Here is a 14977-nt window from a genome sequence, read left to right on the forward strand (position 1 = left end):
AGGGCCTTGGATAGCCTTACGCGCTGGCCTTGGGTATTTGCGTGGACGCCAGCCTTTCCAGTTGCACCTCAAGCTTGGTCGCCAGCGCACAGGCTGCCGGCGACGACATGAATGCCTGCAAGCGTAGCTGGCATTCGGCCGCATCAGCCAGTTTGAGCGCTTCCCTCAGCAACCGCTCGGCCACGCCGCGGCGGCGGGTGGCTTTGCGCACGCACAGGTGGGTCAGTCGCCACTGCCGGTCATCGCGGATCAGCTGCGCAGCGCCCAGCAGGCGATCGTTGAAACGCGCGGCAATCAGGGTTTTCTCGCTCAGGCCGTTTTCGATCAAGGCATGGGCATCGGCGAAGGGGACGAACAGTTCAGCAGGTGCGTCGTGATAAATCTTTGCCAGGTCTTGCCGGTCTTGAGCCGTGAATGATTGCAGTTGCTCGACGACGATGGGCATTGGGATTCCTTGGCTGATGGGTTTGGCGGGGGTGACAGCGCAAACCGTCCCACACCATGACAGACGGCACGAAAAAGGTAGTAGCAGAATGCTTTCTGTGCCGCGCCAAATGGTAATCTTTCGCCGTTCGCGGCTCATGCTGCGTCCAATTGTCGCGTAACGAGACTTTCTGCCGATAAAACTCCCGATGCTTGCGTGCATCAAGAGGGGTGGCGGAAACGATGTCGCTGTTCTTGCGGGACACAACTATAAATAGGGGCAAACATAATGACTACGAGCACTGCTCTGGGCGGATCTGTCGCTCAGCCTGCGTTCTTGTCCAAAGAACGCATTATCGCCAAGCGTGGCTTCAATCGCTGGCTGGTTCCACCTGCTGCACTGGCCATCCATCTGTGTATCGGCATGGCCTACGGCTTCTCGGTATTCTGGCTGCCGCTGTCCAAGGCCGTCGGTATCAAGAGCGCCGTTGCCTGCGCACCTGACATGGGTTTCTTCGAGCAGGTGGTTTCCTCCAGCTGCGACTGGCCGATCTCCATGCTCGGCTGGATCTACACGCTGTTCTTCATCTTCCTGGGTTGCTCGGCAGCCATCTGGGGCGGCTGGCTGGAACACGCAGGCCCACGCAAGGCCGGTGTGGTTTCGGCACTGTGCTGGTGTGGCGGTCTGCTGATTTCGGCGCTGGGCGTCTATACCCACCAGATCTGGCTGATGTGGGTGGGTTCGGGCGTGATCGGCGGTATCGGTCTTGGCCTGGGTTACATCTCGCCGGTATCGACGCTGATCAAGTGGTTCCCGGACAAGCGCGGCATGGCCACCGGCATGGCGATCATGGGTTTCGGTGGTGGTGCGATGGTCGGTGCTCCGCTGGCCACTGCGCTGATGAGCCACTTCGCCACACCTGACAGCGTTGGCGTATGGCAGAGCTTCGTGGCCATGGCCGCGATCTACTTCGTCTTCATGATCGGTGGCGCCCTGGCGTACCGCGTTCCGCCAACCGGCTGGAAACCTGAAGGCTGGACCGCGCCGGCGAAGAAAAACAACAGCGCGATGATCACCAACCGTCACGTGCACGTCAGTGTGGCATGGAAGACCCCGCAATTCCGTCTGGTCTGGCTGGTGCTGTGCCTGAACGTTTCGGCGGGTATCGGCATCCTCGGCATGGCTTCGCCGCTGCTGCAGGAAGTGTTCGGCGGCAAACTGCTGGGCAGTGACCAGGCGTTCGGCCAACTCGACGCTTCGCAACTGGCGGCCATCGCAGCCATTGCCGCAGGCTTCACCGGTCTGCTGAGCCTGTTCAACATCGGCGGTCGTTTCTTCTGGGCCTCGTTCTCCGATTACATCGGCCGTAAAGCCACCTACTTCGTGTTCTTCGCGCTGGGCTTTTTGCTCTATGCGTCGGTACCGACCCTGGGTCACCTGGGCAGTGTTGCGCTGTTCGTGGCGGCTTTCTGTGTGGTGCTGTCGATGTACGGCGGCGGTTTCGCGACCGTTCCGGCATACCTGGCCGACCTGTTCGGTACGCAGATGGTCGGCGCCATCCACGGTCGTCTGCTGACCGCCTGGGCCGCTGCTGGCGTGCTGGGTCCGGTGCTGGTGAACTACCTGCGTGAGTATCAGCTGAGCCACGGCGTTGCGCGCGCCGATGCTTACGACATCACCCTGTACATCCTCGCCGGCCTGCTGGTGCTCGGTTTTATCTGCAACATGCTGGTGCGCCCGGTGGCCGACAAGTACTTCATGACCGACGCCCAGCTCAAGGCCGAGCAGGCTATCGGTCACGATGCTGGCGCCGACCACAGCACCTCGCTGGAGTGGAAAGCCGACGCAGGCACCAAGCCTCTGGCGATCCTCGCATGGCTGGCCGTGGGCATTCCGTTGGCGTGGGGTGTGTGGATCACCCTGCAGAAGACGGCGGTGTTGTTTCACTAAACCTTGATCGACGTCGGCCTGAAAATCTCACGCCGACGCCGGTTATGCAGGAGTGAGCTTGCTCGCGATAGCGTTTTGACAGTCACCATGATGTTGAGTGTCAGGCCGTAATCGCGAGCAAGCGAAGGCCTACAGGCCATTTGTACAGACATGTACATCTTCGGCATGTGGCCTTCAGTCCGTCAGTCATATCACCCTTCATGTTTCTGTTTCCCCGCCACACGCCTATAATGGCCGCCTTTTCGCCCAATGATTTTGCGGAGCTGGTGATGGCCGAACGTAAGGCGTTCGTCGAGCGCGACACCCTGGAAACCCAGATCAAAGCCTCGATCAACCTGGATGGCACCGGAAAGGCCCGATTCGATATCGGCGTTCCTTTTCTTGAACACATGCTCGACCAGATCGCCCGTCACGGGTTGTTCGATCTGGATATCGAAAGCAAGGGCGACCTGCATATCGACGACCACCACACCGTGGAAGACGTCGGTATCACCCTCGGTCAGGCCTTCAGCAAAGCCATTGGCGACAAAAAGGGTATCCGTCGCTACGGCCACGCCTATGTCCCGCTGGATGAAGCGCTGTCGCGTGTGGTCATCGATTTCTCCGGTCGTCCCGGCCTGCAGATGCACGTGCCGTATACCCGCGCGACCGTCGGCGGCTTCGACGTGGACCTGTTCCAGGAGTTCTTCCAGGGCTTCGTCAACCACGCCAATGTCACCCTGCACATCGACAACCTGCGTGGGCACAACACCCACCACCAGATCGAGACCGTGTTCAAGGCATTCGGCCGCGCCCTGCGCATGGCCGTTGAGCTGGACGACCGCATGGCTGGCCAGATGCCGTCGACCAAGGGCGTCCTGTAATGCAGACCGTCGCCGTTATCGACTATGGCATGGGCAACCTGCACTCGGTGGCCAAGGCCCTCGAACACGTGGGCGCCGGCCGTGTGCTGATCACCAGTGACGCCGATGTGATTCGTGAAGCGGACCGCATCGTCTTCCCCGGTGTCGGCGCGATCCGCGATTGCATGGCTGAAATCCGTCGTCTGGGCTTCGACAGCCTGGTGCGTGAAGTCAGCCAGGATCGCCCGTTCCTCGGCATCTGCGTCGGCATGCAGGCGCTGATGGACCGCAGCGAAGAAAACGATGGCGTGGACTGCATCGGCGTGTTTCCAGGTCAGGTGCGGTTTTTCGGCAAGGATCTGCACGAAGACGGCCAGCACCTGAAAGTCCCGCACATGGGCTGGAACGAAGTCGCGCAGGCAGTCGACCACCCGTTGTGGCACAACATCGCCGACATGGCGCGGTTCTACTTCGTGCACAGCTACTACATCGAATCGCCGAACCCTCGGCAGATCGTCGGCCGTGGTCATTACGGTCACGATTTCGCCGCCGCGCTGGCTGACGGCTCGCGCTTTGCGGTGCAGTTCCACCCCGAGAAGAGCCACACCCATGGCCTGCAATTGCTGCAGAACTTCGCTGCGTGGGACGGTCGCTGGTAATGAGCAAGAAGAACAAGCCGCCGATCCTGACCCTCACTGCCGAACAGGAAAGCGAGGCGTGTCACAAGATCAAGCGGTTCATGGAGGACCGTTTCGAACTGGACCTGGGTTCGTTCGAGGCGGGGGAAATCCTTGAATTGTTCACCCGCGAAATTGCTCCGCACTATTACAACCGGGCGATCTTTGATGTTCAGACGCACCTGAAAGAGCGGTTCGAAAGCATCGAAAGCGACGTTTGGGCGCTCGAAAAGAATTAAAAGCAGTGACAAGCGCCAAGCTTCAAGCTGCAACAATGATTTACGCGTACCTGCTTGCAGCTTACCGCTTGCAGCTCGCAGCTCTTTGACGAAGGAAAAGCTCATGCTGATTATTCCCGCTATCGACCTCAAGGACGGCGCCTGTGTGCGTCTGCGTCAGGGTCGCATGGAAGATTCCACGGTGTTCTCCGACGATCCGGTGAGCATGGCCGCCAAGTGGGTTGAAGGCGGTTGCCGTCGTCTGCATCTGGTCGATCTGAACGGCGCGTTCGAAGGCCAGCCGGTCAACGGCGACGTAGTGACGGCCATCGCCAAACGCTATCCGAACCTGCCGATCCAGATCGGCGGCGGCATTCGTTCGCTGGAAACCATCGAGCACTACGTCAAGGCCGGTGTCAGCTACGTGATCATCGGCACCAAGGCGGTCAAGCAGCCTGAGTTCGTGGCCGAAGCCTGCCGCGCGTTTCCGGGCAAGGTGATCGTCGGCCTGGACGCCAAGGATGGCTTCGTCGCCACCGACGGCTGGGCTGAAGTCAGCTCGGTTCAGGTGATCGACCTGGCCAGGCGCTTCGAAGCAGACGGCGTCTCGGCCATCGTTTATACCGACATCGCCAAAGACGGCATGATGCAAGGCTGCAATGTGCCGTTCACCGCGGCGCTGGCTGCGGCGACGAAGATCCCGGTCATCGCGTCCGGCGGCATCCACAACCTGGGTGACATCAAGGCGCTGCTGGACGCCAAGGCGCCGGGCATCATCGGTGCCATCACCGGCCGCGCGATCTACGAAGGCACGCTGGACGTCGCCGAAGCCCAGGCGTTCTGTGATTCGTACAAAGGCTGATAGCGAACCGCCCCCTTGTAGGAGTGAGCTTGCTCGCGATAGCGGTATGCCAGTCAGCAGGTAACTGCCTGCCGTAAAGCAATCGCGAGCAAGCTCACTCCTACAGGGATCGGGTGCAAATTGAATGTTGTGTTGTTGGGCAGATTCCCAACCGTTTTCGGAGATTAGGCCCATGGCCCTCGCCAAGCGCATCATCCCTTGCCTCGACGTCGACAACGGTCGCGTGGTCAAGGGCGTGAAGTTCGAGAACATTCGCGACGCCGGAGACCCGGTGGAGATCGCCCGTCGTTATGACGAGCAGGGCGCCGACGAGATTACCTTTCTCGACATCACCGCCAGCGTCGACGGTCGCGACACCACGTTGCATACCGTCGAGCGCATGGCCAGCCAGGTCTTTATCCCGCTGACCGTGGGCGGGGGCGTGCGCACCGTACAAGACATCCGTAACCTGCTCAACGCCGGCGCCGACAAGGTGTCGATCAACACCGCAGCGGTGTTCAACCCCGAGTTCGTGGGGGAAGCGGCTGCACGCTTCGGATCGCAGTGCATCGTTGTCGCCATTGATGCCAAAAAGGTCTCGGGCCCCGGCGAGGAGCCGCGCTGGGAGATCTTCACCCATGGCGGGCGCAAGCCGACCGGCCTGGATGCCGTAATGTGGGCCAAGAAGATGGAAGGCCTGGGCGCCGGTGAGATTCTCCTGACCAGCATGGATCAGGACGGCATGAAGAACGGCTTCGATCTAGGCGTCACTCGGGCGATCAGCGATGCGCTGGGTATTCCGGTGATCGCCTCCGGCGGTGTCGGCAATCTGGAGCATCTGGCGGCCGGTGTCCTTGAAGGTCACGCCAGCGCCGTCCTGGCCGCGAGCATTTTCCACTTTGGCGAATACACCGTGCCCGAGGCCAAGGCGTATATGGCCAGCAAGGGGATTGTGGTTCGTTGAATCGCACGCCAGACCTGTACTGATCGCTCCCATGCTCTGCATGGGAGCAGCTCGCGTGACGCTCCGCGTCACTGGGACGCGGAGCGTCCGGTACTGCATTCCCACGCGGAGCGTTGGAACGATCAACGCCAGAGCTGTACTGATCGCCCCTGCATCACCTGCCGCAGACGCTTGCAGATACCTCTGTCCTGAAAACGACCCTTGCTCACTCTCGAACTGGACAACGCCCAGCGTTACCGGCACTCTCTTGCCGTCGTCAGGATCGGGTGCCAGGGATATGTTCAAAGGTGTTTTTCTTGCGCTGATCAGCGTGGTTACGTTGCTGTCAGGAACCGTCCGGGCCGATGATGCACCGGCCTATTCGATGGTGCTTCTGACCGAAAACTTCCCGCCCTACAACATGGCCACCGACGGCAAGAATTTCGCCCAGGAAAGCAATATCCAGGGCATTGCCGTCGAAATCGTGCGCGACACCTTCAAGCGTGCCGGCATCGGCTACAACATGACGCTGCGTTTCCCGTGGGACCGCATCTACAAACTCGCTCTGGAAAAACCCGGCTACGGCGTATTCGTGACGGCGCGTCTGCCCGAGCGCGAAAAGCTCTTCAAGTGGGTCGGCCCCATCGGCCCGGATGACTGGATCATGCTGGCGCGTGCCGACAGCCCGATTCAGCTCAATACCCTGGAAGAGGCTCGGCAATACCGGATCGGTGCCTACAAGGGCGATGCCATCGCCGAAGAGCTGGGACGCCAGGGCATGAACCCGATCACCGTGCTCAGTGACAAGGACAACGCCAAGAAGCTGGTCGACGGACAGATCGACCTGTGGGCCACGGGCGATCCGGCTGGCCGCTATCTGGCGCGTCAGGAAGGCGTGACCGGGCTCAAGACCGTATTGCGCTTCAACAGCGCGGAACTGTTCCTGGCGCTGAACAAAGACACCCCTGACGAGGTGGTGAAGAAGCTGCAAACCGCGCTCGATCAGTTGCGCAAGGAAGGGGTCGTCGACGGGATTCTGGGCAAGTATCTCTGACACAACTCGTTTCTGCCCGCAGGGCGTGGGAGTCCGCCGGAGTGGCGCTCCACCTTGCCGACGATCTGCCGGGCACCGGCAGCAAAGCCAGCGGGCGAGATATGGCTGGAGGAGCGGGGTGTCTGGGTTGGCGACTGCTTCGCAGCCGATCGCCGGCAAGCCAGGCTGCCACGGCCTGCGGCCAGAATCAAAACACCGCGTGCCGCAAATCTACCGATAAACCCCATTCTTGCCGTGCCCGGCCATCGCCTGATTGCCGCGGATGCTGATCATGTGGCGCAGCTCTACCCACTCGATACCCTGGGCCTTGAGCCTGGGCAGCTCGCGCTCCAGCACATCCATGGTCACTGGGTAAGGGTGGCCGATCATTACCGCCGAACCCTGCTTGTGCGCCAGCTTTATGGCTGTCTGCAACTGCCCGTTGATCGCTTCGGCGGTGCGGTCGTCATCGAGGAAGACATCCCGCGAAACGCTGGCCAGACCGATCTTCTGTGCCTCGGCCGCGGCGACGGTCCGGGCGCTGGTGCGACTGTCCACCAGAAACAGGTGCCGACGCTGCAACTCAGCCACCAGCCAGGTCATCGCCACCGGTTCGGCAGTCATGCGGCTGCCCATGTGGTTGTTGATGCCCGCGGCGTAGGGGACTTTCAGCAACGCCGCGTTCAGGCGTGATTCCAGCTCAGGCAGGGGCAACTCGGGATGCCAGGCATAAGGCCCGGTGGCTGGGTCCATCGGCATGTGCAGCATCACCGTTTTGCCGGCCTTGTGCGCCTGGCGGGCAAAGTCGGTGGCGTGCGGGGTGTCCGGCATGATCGCCAGGGTCACCGGACCCGGCAGGGCCAGCGCGCGACTGTCCTTCTCCGGGCTTTGCCCCAGATCGTCGATGATCAGGCTCAGATAAGCGACCTTCAGCGACTTGCCGTCAGTCTGCGAGGATTCGGCGGGTGCCGCGTGTGCGGCACCCGCCAGAGCCACTGTCATACCTGCAAGGGCCCAGACGAGCCCGGTCAACCAAAAGCGCATATCAGTTGCCGCGAGTCACACTCAATCCCTTGAGCAAGCTGAGGGCCTGGTTCAGCTGGTAATCGTCGTCTTGAGGACGCGCCTTGCCAGCCTTGGACTTGGTGGTCGGTTTGTCCGCGCCGCCGTTGCCGTTGCCCAGGTGGCCGAGCAGGTCGGCCTCTTTGTAGTTCTCGCCATCGGCTTCGGTGGTGACCTTGGCGCGTTTGACTTCGATGTCCGGGTTGATGCCCTGGGCCTGAATCGAGCGACCGTTCGGCGTGTAGTACAGCGCCGTGGTGATCTTCAGTGCCCGGTCGTTGGCCAGCGGCAGAACGGTCTGCACCGAGCCTTTGCCGAACGAGTCGGTGCCCATCAGGATCCCGCGTTTCTGGTCTTGCAGGGCACCTGCGACAATCTCCGACGCCGAGGCGCTGCCACCGTTGATCAGCACCACCAATGGCGCGCCTTCGCTGGCGTCGGCCGGGTCTGCCGAGAAGCGCAGTTCGGAGTTGGCGATGCGGCCTTTGGTGTAGACGATCAGGCCCTTGGTCAGGAAGTGGTCGGCTACCTCAACCGCCGATTGCAGCACGCCGCCGGGGTTGTTGCGCAGGTCGAGGATCAGGCCGCTCATCTTCTTGCCGTTGTCTTTGCGCAGTTTGGCCAGTGCCTTGCCGACTTCTTCGCCGGTCTTGACCTGAAACTGGGTGATGCGGATGTAGCCGTAGCCCGGCTCGATCATCTGCGCCTTGACGCTCTTGACCTGAATGGTCGCGCGCGCCAGCGTCACGTCGAACGGGTTGCCGCCGTCGCGCACCAGCGTCAGGGTGATCTTCTCGCCGATCTTGCCGCGCATCTTGTCGACCGCTTCCTGCATGGTCTGACCTTGCGTCGGCGTGCCGTTGATCTTGACGATCAGATCGCCTGCCTCAACCCCTGCCTTGGAGGCCGGAGTGTCGTCGATGGGCGATACCACCTTGATGAAGCCGTCTTCCACGCCCACTTCGATACCCAGACCGCCGAACTCGCCGCTGGTGCTTTCCTGCAGCTCCTGGAAGTCTTCCGGGCCCAGGTAGGCGGAGTGCGGATCGAGGTTGCTGAGCATGCCCTTGATGGCATTTTCCAGCAGCGTCTTGTCATCCACCGGCTCGACATAGGCGGCTTTGATCCGGTCCATCACCTCGGCAAAGGTGCGCAGCTCGTCGAGCGGCAGCGGAGCCTTGACGTTCGCGGCGTTGGCGGGTGCCGAAGCTGCCGGCGTCGGAGCAGGGGCGGCACCGGCGGCCAATACCTGCGGGGCGCCAATAATCACGGCGATAGTCAGGGCCAGCGAGGTGAGGCGGGACGAAAACAGCATGTCTTACGAACTCCTGAGTGAGGTGTCGACTTATCCTTGAGTGCGACACCATTGGGCCGGATCACTAGGGCGACCCTGCTGACGAATAGCGAAATACAGCGCCGGAGTGTCCTGACCGCCACCACTGTTGCCCACAGTGGAGATCGCTTCCCCGGCTTTTACAATGTCCCCAGCTTCCTTCAACAGACTCTGGTTGTGACCGTACAGACTCAAATAACCGTTGCCGTGGTCGAGAATGACCAGAAGCCCGGCTCCTCGCAACCAGTCGGCGAAGACCACCCGACCACCATGCACAGCGTGTACCTGACTGCCTGCGGCAGCGCTGATCATCACGCCATCCCACTTGGTTCGCTCGTCGTCGCCGCGGGTTTCACCGAAACGTGCCAACAATCGACCATCGACAGGCCAAGGAAGTTTTCCCTTTGCTTGCTCAAAAGGTCCGCCGTAGGACTGTCCAGCGCTGGAAACCATGGCGCCAGGGGCTTTGACCGGCCTGCGCGGGGCTTCATCGCTGTCGTCCTTGCTGCGGCTTTTGGCCAGAGCCTCTTGCTCACGTTGGCGTTTCTCGGCTTCCTGCTGGGCCAGCAGCGCTTTCTGACGCGCTTCTTCGGCTTCCCGCGCCTGACGGGCAAGGGTTTCTTCGATGGTTTTGAGGACTTTAGTCAGATCTGTCTGATCTTGCTGGCGAGCCTGTAGCTTCTGATCGCGAGCCTTGTAGTCCACGTTCAGCTTGGCGAGCGCGACCTGGCGCTCCTGGCGCACGGTATCAAGCTGGGCTTTCTGGTCATCGAGCGAGCTTTTCTGCACCAGCAATTGCGCTTGCTGCAGGTCGATGTCTTTCTCGACTTCGGCCAGCTGGCGCAGGGTTTCGTTGAAGTTGCGTAGCTGCTCCAGGCGGGCCTGGCTCAGATAGTCGTAATAGGTAAGGGTGCGGGCGAATTTTTCCGGGTTCTGCTGGTTGAGCAGCAGCTTGAGGTATTCCTGGCGGCCATTCTGGTAGGCGGCGCGGGCCTGGATCGCGATCAGTCGTTGCTGTTCAACGCGTGCGCTCTGGAGTTTTTTTTTCTCACCGTCGAGCCGTTGAAGCTCGCTTTCACTCTTTTTTAGTTCTTTTTGCAGGGCCTCCACCTGCTTTTCCAGCTTGCCCATTTGCGTTTCAGTGGAGCGCAGATCTTTCTGGACGCCGGATTTCTCTTCCTGCAACTGACCAAGCGCCTTCTTCAGCTCGGTAATGTCCTGACGCGTGGCATCCAGCTGTTTTTGGGTCTGTGCGCGCTCATCGTCGGCGAAAGCCGGATTGAGCAGACACATCAAAGCAAAGGCGATCAGGGCGCGAAGCATGGGGTTGGGCGATACCAGGAGTGAAGACGGGCTTAGTATGCCCGCCGAAGGCTGCAAAAAAAACGCTCATAGGGCGCCGCTTTCAGACATTTCATACAAAAAACCGGCCCGTCAGGCATTGGTGGGCCGGTTGTCGCGACTTATTTGGCAACCAGAATCGATTTGCCGGTCATTTCCTCCGGTACTTCCATGCCCAACAGCATCAGCATGGTCGGCGCCACGTCTGCCAGCACGCCGCCGTCGCGGACCTTCAGGTCACGCTTGCCGACGTAGACGAACGGTACCGGCTCGGTGGTGTGCGCGGTGTGCGGCTGATGGGTCTTGTCGTCAGTCATCTGCTCGACGTTGCCGTGGTCGGCGGTGATCAGGGCTTCGCCGCCGACCTTCTCCAGCGCCTGGGTGATGCGACCGACGCACACGTCCAGGCATTCAACGGCCTTGATCGCCGCTTCCATGATGCCGCTGTGGCCGACCATGTCGCCGTTGGCATAGTTGACCACGATCACGTCGAAACGCTGGTTTTCGATGGCGTCGACGATCTTGTCGGTGACTTCCGGCGCGCTCATCTCGGGCTGCAGGTCGTAGGTTGCGACCTTGGGCGATGGAATCAGGATGCGCTCCTCGCCCGGGAATGGCTCTTCGCGGCCGCCGGAGAAAAAGAAGGTCACGTGGGCGTATTTTTCGGTTTCGGCGATACGCAGCTGGGTCTTGCCGTTGTTCGACAGGTATTCGCCCAGCACGTTATTCAGGCTGCCTTTGACGAAGGCGGCGGGTGCCGGGATGCTTGCGGCGTACTGCGTCAGCATCACGAAGCCGGCCAGTTTCGGCTGGCGAGCGCGGGCGAAATCCTTGAAGTCGTCTTCGACGAACACCCGGGTCAGCTCGCGGGCACGGTCGGCGCGGAAGTTCATGAACACCACGGCGTCGCCGTCCTGGACCTGGATTTTCTCGCCAATGCTGGTGGCTTTGACGAACTCGTCGTTCTCGCCACGCTCGTAGGCGGCGTCCAGCGCGGCCTTGGCGCTGTCGGCGTGAAACTCGGACTTGCCGTCGACGATCAGGTTGTAGGCGGATTCGACGCGGTCCCAGCGGTTATCGCGGTCCATGGCGAAGTAGCGACCGACGACCGTTGCAGTGCGGCCTTTGCCCAGACGCTTGTAGGCGGTCTCCATGGTGTCGAGGTATTTGTGCGCGCTGCGTGGCGGCGTGTCGCGGCCATCGAGGAATGCGTGCAGGTAGATCTTCTCGGCGCCTTGTCTGGCGGCCAGTTCGACCATCGCCACCAGGTGATCTTCATGGCTGTGCACGCCACCGTCGGACAGCAGGCCCATGATGTGCACTGCCTTGCCGGCGCCGACAGCCTTGTCCACTGCTGCGCAGATGGTCGGGTTGGTGAAGAACTCGCCGTCGCGGATCGCCTTGGTCACGCGAGTGAAGTCCTGATACACCACGCGCCCGGCCCCCAGGTTCATGTGGCCGACTTCGGAGTTGCCCATCTGCCCGTCGGGGAGACCGACATCCATCCCGGAACCGGAGATCAGGCCGTTGGGCATGGTCTTGTACAGGCGATCGAAGACCGGCATCTTCGCTTCGTAGACCGCGTTGCCGTCGTGGCTGTCGCTGTGACCGAAGCCATCAAGGATGATCAGAACCAGAGGTTTAGGCGTGGTAGTCATGAATCCCACTCTTGGCTAATAGGTGAAGTAGAAAAAAGATCGACAGTTTAGGTACAAGTTCAAACGGCGTCACTGCCGTACGGGCTTTGGCCGACCTTGGGTGCTGTGTATACTGGCCGACATTTTAACGCCCTGGAACCTGATGATGGTTGCTCACCTGATTGAATTTGCCACGAACCACTATTTACTGGCTGGCGCTTTTGTCATCCTGCTGGCGCTGTTGATTGCAACGGAGCTTAGCAAAGGCGGCCGCAGCCTGAGCACCGGTGAGCTGACCGCACTGGTCAACCGCGATGAAGCGGTCGTCATCGACGTGCGCCCCAAGAAGGACTACGCCGGCGGCCACATCGTCGGCGCGCTGAACTTCCCCCAGGACAAGGTGATGACGCGCACGGCCGAGCTTGAAAAGTACAAGCCAAAGACCCTGATCATCGTCGATGCCGCCGGTCAGCACGCCGGTCACGTTGCCCGCGAACTGCTCAAGGCCGGCTTCACCGCCGCCAAGCTGTCCGGCGGTGTTTCGTCGTGGCGCGGTGACAACCTGCCGCTGGTGAAGTGAAATGGCCCAAGTCGTCGTCTACTCCAGCGATTATTGCCCTTATTGCTCCCGCGCCAAGTATTTGCTGGAGAGCAAGAACGTCGACTTCGAAGAGATCATCGTCGACGGCAAGCCACAGATTCGCGCTGAAATGACCAAAAAGGCCGGGCGCACGTCGGTCCCGCAGATATGGATCGGTTCGGTCCATGTCGGCGGCTGCGACGACCTCTTCGCTCTGGAGCGCGCCGGCAAGCTCGACGCGCTGCTCAAAGCCTGAATTCGAACCCTGCTAGACCTCAAAAGTAAGAAGGATCTGAGATGACCGATCAAGCGAATAACGGCGCCACTTCCAACGAAGAAGGCCCACAGTTTTCCCTGCAGCGTATCTACGTGCGCGACTTGTCCTTCGAAGCGCCAAAAAGCCCGGCGATCTTCCGTCAGGAGTGGACGCCGAGCGTTGGCCTGGACCTGAACACCCGTCAGAAGCAGTTGGAAAATGACTTCTACGAAGTCGTGCTGACCCTGTCGGTCGAAGTGAAGAACGGCGACGAAATCGCCTTCATCGCTGAAGTCCAGCAAGCCGGTATCTTCCTGATCAAGGGTCTCGACGCCGCGTCCATGAGCCACACCCTGGGCGCTTTCTGCCCGAACATCCTGTTCCCTTACGCTCGCGAAACCATCGACAGCCTGGTTGTCCGCGGCTCGTTCCCTGCGCTGATGCTGGCTCCGGTGAACTTCGATGCCCTGTACGCCCAAGAGCTGCAGCGCATGCAGGAAGCTGGCGAGACGCCAACGCCTACCGTTCAGTAAGCATGGCTGGCTGAATGAAAAAAGCGCCTGTGATGGGCGCTTTTTTTTGGACTGGCCGGCAATCCCTTGCTGGCGAATGGGCCGGGCAGTGTAGGCGTGAGCTTGCTCGCGATCGCGGTATGTCAGTCACCCTTCGGTGTCTGGTCGGACCCATCGCAGCAAGCTCACTCCTACAGGGCGGCGAGCGTCTCGGATCTACTTGAACCCCAACTGTCGCCAGCCCTCATACACGGCAACGGCGACGGTGTTCGACAGGTTCAAACTGCGGCAACCTTCGCGCATTGGCAGGCGCAGGCGTTGGTCGCTCGACAGCGAGTCCAGCACCTCGGGCGGCAGGCCGCGGCTTTCAGGGCCGAACAGGAAGGCGTCGCCTGGCTCGAAAGCGGCGTCATGAAAAACCCGTGAGCCCTTTGTGGTAAAAGCAAACAGCCGCGGATGGCCGATGCTCTCCAGGCAGCTGGCGAGGTCGGCGTGACGGTGCAGCGTGGCGTACTCGTGGTAATCCAGGCCCGCCCTGCGCAGGCGCTTGTCATCCAGCTCGAAGCCCAACGGCTCGATCAAATGCAGGTTGCAGCCACTGTTGGCGCAGAGCCTGATGATATTGCCGGTATTCGGCGGAATTTCTGGTTGAAAAAGGATGACGTGAAACATGCACGGCTCCGAACGAAAGGACGGGATGCATTCTACCCCTGAAGAGGACCCGAGACCGAAGCTGTGGCCACGGTTTTTAGGGTCTGTGGCGATTGTCGGCGTCATGGTGGGGCTGATGATCGGCCGGCTGACCACCCCGGACCCGATTGAACTGCAACAGATCGAAGTCTTGCCCGATGGCGTCGCGGTGTGGTTCAACCGGGAACCGCAGATGCATGGGGAGATGGTCGACGGCGCCGTGGCCTTGCTGTTCAATGCCCAGGGCCAGGCACAACGCGGCGAGCTGAAGCTCAACGGCAAGGATGTGCGCTGGAGGCTGCAAAGAAGCGATAGGGGGTTGTTGCTGAACCTGCTGGCGGCCCGTCCATTACACGGCGACTGGCGCGGTGCAACTCAGGACGGGCGCTGGAGACTCGAGGTGAGTCTGCGAGAGGAATAAAAGAGGGGAATCCCCGGCCTGCCTGTACCAAGGTCCCCAAAACTGGTGATATGTAAGCTATTGCAGAGCGCGTGCCAGTTTTGATCGACAGCTGCCAAATAAATCCACAACATGCTTTAAACCCGCGCTGGCCGGGACTTTCGGGCTCGCGACCTGTTTGTCTTATGAAGTTTCACCGGTTAAGTGGGCTCGGTTGGGGTTCTTGACCCTGCATTTT

Annotated in this window: 17 protein-coding genes; 11 read left to right on the forward strand and 6 right to left on the reverse strand. The window is 60.8% G+C overall.

Annotated features, from left to right (window positions below; genetic code table 11):
* Positions 1-16 precede the first annotated feature (16 nt).
* Positions 17-445 carry an aspartate 1-decarboxylase autocleavage activator PanM gene (gene panM, locus ACI2KS_RS18680; RefSeq protein WP_404622452.1) on the reverse strand — a complete coding sequence of 143 codons (429 nt, stop codon included), beginning with the start codon at positions 443-445 and terminating at the stop codon, positions 17-19.
* Positions 446-712: 267 nt separating this feature from the next.
* Between panM and ACI2KS_RS18685 the strand changes: the two genes are divergently transcribed.
* The 7 genes from ACI2KS_RS18685 to ACI2KS_RS18715 all read left to right on the forward strand — a co-directional run bounded on the left by ACI2KS_RS18685 (position 713) and on the right by ACI2KS_RS18715 (position 6949).
* Complete coding sequence (locus ACI2KS_RS18685; RefSeq protein WP_404622453.1) at positions 713-2374, forward strand: OFA family MFS transporter; 1662 nt, start codon at positions 713-715, stop codon at positions 2372-2374.
* Between the two features lie 269 nt (positions 2375-2643).
* Positions 2644-3237, forward strand: coding sequence for an imidazoleglycerol-phosphate dehydratase HisB (gene hisB, locus ACI2KS_RS18690; RefSeq protein WP_404622454.1), 594 nt, complete (start codon positions 2644-2646; stop codon positions 3235-3237).
* Entirely contained in the window at positions 3237-3875 is a 639-nt protein-coding gene (hisH, locus tag ACI2KS_RS18695; RefSeq protein WP_404622455.1) for an imidazole glycerol phosphate synthase subunit HisH, read from the forward strand. Before hisB ends, hisH begins: the two co-directional genes overlap by 1 nt.
* Complete coding sequence (locus ACI2KS_RS18700; RefSeq protein WP_404622456.1) at positions 3875-4132, forward strand: DUF2164 domain-containing protein; 258 nt, start codon at positions 3875-3877, stop codon at positions 4130-4132. The genes hisH and ACI2KS_RS18700 overlap by 1 nt, the downstream gene beginning before the upstream one ends.
* Positions 4133-4235: 103 nt before the next feature.
* Entirely contained in the window at positions 4236-4973 is a 738-nt protein-coding gene (gene hisA, locus ACI2KS_RS18705) for a 1-(5-phosphoribosyl)-5-[(5-phosphoribosylamino)methylideneamino]imidazole-4-carboxamide isomerase (protein WP_404622457.1), read from the forward strand.
* A 172-nt stretch (positions 4974-5145) separates the two neighbouring features.
* The gene (hisF, locus tag ACI2KS_RS18710; RefSeq protein WP_404622458.1) at positions 5146-5916 is read left to right on the forward strand and encodes an imidazole glycerol phosphate synthase subunit HisF; all 771 of its coding nucleotides are present in this window, start codon (positions 5146-5148) and stop codon (positions 5914-5916) included.
* A gap of 277 nt (positions 5917-6193) precedes the next feature.
* Complete coding sequence (locus tag ACI2KS_RS18715; RefSeq protein ID WP_404622459.1) at positions 6194-6949, forward strand: substrate-binding periplasmic protein; 756 nt, start codon at positions 6194-6196, stop codon at positions 6947-6949.
* A gap of 210 nt (positions 6950-7159) precedes the next feature.
* On the opposite strand, the gene ACI2KS_RS18720 is transcribed toward ACI2KS_RS18715, so the two are convergent.
* From ACI2KS_RS18720 to gpmI, 4 genes are all read right to left on the reverse strand, one after another.
* Complete coding sequence (locus ACI2KS_RS18720) at positions 7160-7972, reverse strand: divergent polysaccharide deacetylase family protein (RefSeq protein ID WP_404622460.1); 813 nt, start codon at positions 7970-7972, stop codon at positions 7160-7162.
* Position 7973: 1 nt separating this feature from the next.
* Positions 7974-9305 (reverse strand): S41 family peptidase, encoded by a 1332-nt coding sequence (locus ACI2KS_RS18725; RefSeq protein ID WP_404622461.1) that lies wholly within the window; start codon positions 9303-9305, stop codon positions 7974-7976.
* 30 nt (positions 9306-9335) lie between these two features.
* Complete coding sequence (locus tag ACI2KS_RS18730; RefSeq protein ID WP_404622462.1) at positions 9336-10646, reverse strand: murein hydrolase activator EnvC family protein; 1311 nt, start codon at positions 10644-10646, stop codon at positions 9336-9338.
* 140 nt (positions 10647-10786) lie between these two features.
* Positions 10787-12322: a 2,3-bisphosphoglycerate-independent phosphoglycerate mutase gene (gene gpmI, locus ACI2KS_RS18735; RefSeq protein WP_404622463.1), complete on the reverse strand. Its 1536-nt coding sequence runs from the start codon at positions 12320-12322 to the stop codon at positions 10787-10789.
* A 145-nt stretch (positions 12323-12467) separates the two neighbouring features.
* On the opposite strand from gpmI, the gene ACI2KS_RS18740 reads away from it, so the two are divergent.
* From ACI2KS_RS18740 to secB, 3 genes are read left to right on the forward strand one after another with little or no spacing between them, the layout of a single operon-like run.
* A complete protein-coding gene (locus tag ACI2KS_RS18740; protein ID WP_404622516.1) occupies positions 12468-12881 on the forward strand; it encodes a rhodanese-like domain-containing protein in 414 nt (137 codons plus the stop codon).
* 1 nt (position 12882) lies between these two features.
* A complete protein-coding gene (gene grxC / locus ACI2KS_RS18745; RefSeq protein WP_404622464.1) occupies positions 12883-13137 on the forward strand; it encodes a glutaredoxin 3 in 255 nt (84 codons plus the stop codon).
* Between the two features lie 41 nt (positions 13138-13178).
* Positions 13179-13670 carry a protein-export chaperone SecB gene (secB, locus tag ACI2KS_RS18750; RefSeq protein WP_404622465.1) on the forward strand — a complete coding sequence of 164 codons (492 nt, stop codon included), beginning with the start codon at positions 13179-13181 and terminating at the stop codon, positions 13668-13670.
* 195 nt (positions 13671-13865) lie between these two features.
* Here secB and ACI2KS_RS18755 read toward each other — a convergent pair whose 3' ends face one another.
* A complete protein-coding gene (locus ACI2KS_RS18755; RefSeq protein WP_404622466.1) occupies positions 13866-14321 on the reverse strand; it encodes a tRNA (cytidine(34)-2'-O)-methyltransferase in 456 nt (151 codons plus the stop codon).
* Here ACI2KS_RS18755 and ACI2KS_RS18760 point away from each other — a divergent pair.
* Positions 14320-14760 (forward strand): hypothetical protein, encoded by a 441-nt coding sequence (locus ACI2KS_RS18760; protein ID WP_404622467.1) that lies wholly within the window; start codon positions 14320-14322, stop codon positions 14758-14760. The genes ACI2KS_RS18755 and ACI2KS_RS18760 overlap by 2 nt on opposite strands.
* Positions 14761-14977: the final 217 nt, after the last annotated feature.

It is taken from the genome of Pseudomonas sp. NPDC087358 (genome assembly GCF_044900785.1).
Taxonomy (GTDB): Bacteria; Pseudomonadota; Gammaproteobacteria; order Pseudomonadales; family Pseudomonadaceae; genus Aquipseudomonas.

Bases quoted from the DNA above. Each gene is read 5' to 3' on its own strand.
- panM (WP_404622452.1), bottom strand. From the start codon at position 445: ATGCCCATCGTCGTCGAGCAACTGCAATCATTCACGGCTCAAGACCGG.
- ACI2KS_RS18685 (WP_404622453.1), top strand. From the start codon at position 713: ATGACTACGAGCACTGCTCTGGGCGGATCTGTCGCTCAGCCTGCGTTC.
- hisB (WP_404622454.1), top strand. From the start codon at position 2,644: ATGGCCGAACGTAAGGCGTTCGTCGAGCGCGACACCCTGGAAACCCAG.
- hisH (WP_404622455.1), top strand. From the start codon at position 3,237: ATGCAGACCGTCGCCGTTATCGACTATGGCATGGGCAACCTGCACTCG.
- ACI2KS_RS18700 (WP_404622456.1), top strand. From the start codon at position 3,875: ATGAGCAAGAAGAACAAGCCGCCGATCCTGACCCTCACTGCCGAACAG.
- hisA (WP_404622457.1), top strand. From the start codon at position 4,236: ATGCTGATTATTCCCGCTATCGACCTCAAGGACGGCGCCTGTGTGCGT.
- hisF (WP_404622458.1), top strand. From the start codon at position 5,146: ATGGCCCTCGCCAAGCGCATCATCCCTTGCCTCGACGTCGACAACGGT.
- ACI2KS_RS18715 (WP_404622459.1), top strand. From the start codon at position 6,194: ATGTTCAAAGGTGTTTTTCTTGCGCTGATCAGCGTGGTTACGTTGCTG.
- ACI2KS_RS18720 (WP_404622460.1), bottom strand. From the start codon at position 7,972: ATGCGCTTTTGGTTGACCGGGCTCGTCTGGGCCCTTGCAGGTATGACA.
- ACI2KS_RS18725 (WP_404622461.1), bottom strand. From the start codon at position 9,305: ATGCTGTTTTCGTCCCGCCTCACCTCGCTGGCCCTGACTATCGCCGTG.
- ACI2KS_RS18730 (WP_404622462.1), bottom strand. From the start codon at position 10,646: ATGCTTCGCGCCCTGATCGCCTTTGCTTTGATGTGTCTGCTCAATCCG.
- gpmI (WP_404622463.1), bottom strand. From the start codon at position 12,322: ATGACTACCACGCCTAAACCTCTGGTTCTGATCATCCTTGATGGCTTC.
- ACI2KS_RS18740 (WP_404622516.1), top strand. From the start codon at position 12,468: ATGGTTGCTCACCTGATTGAATTTGCCACGAACCACTATTTACTGGCT.
- grxC (WP_404622464.1), top strand. From the start codon at position 12,883: ATGGCCCAAGTCGTCGTCTACTCCAGCGATTATTGCCCTTATTGCTCC.
- secB (WP_404622465.1), top strand. From the start codon at position 13,179: ATGACCGATCAAGCGAATAACGGCGCCACTTCCAACGAAGAAGGCCCA.
- ACI2KS_RS18760 (WP_404622467.1), top strand. From the start codon at position 14,320: ATGCACGGCTCCGAACGAAAGGACGGGATGCATTCTACCCCTGAAGAG.
- ACI2KS_RS18755 (WP_404622466.1), bottom strand. From the start codon at position 14,321: ATGTTTCACGTCATCCTTTTTCAACCAGAAATTCCGCCGAATACCGGC.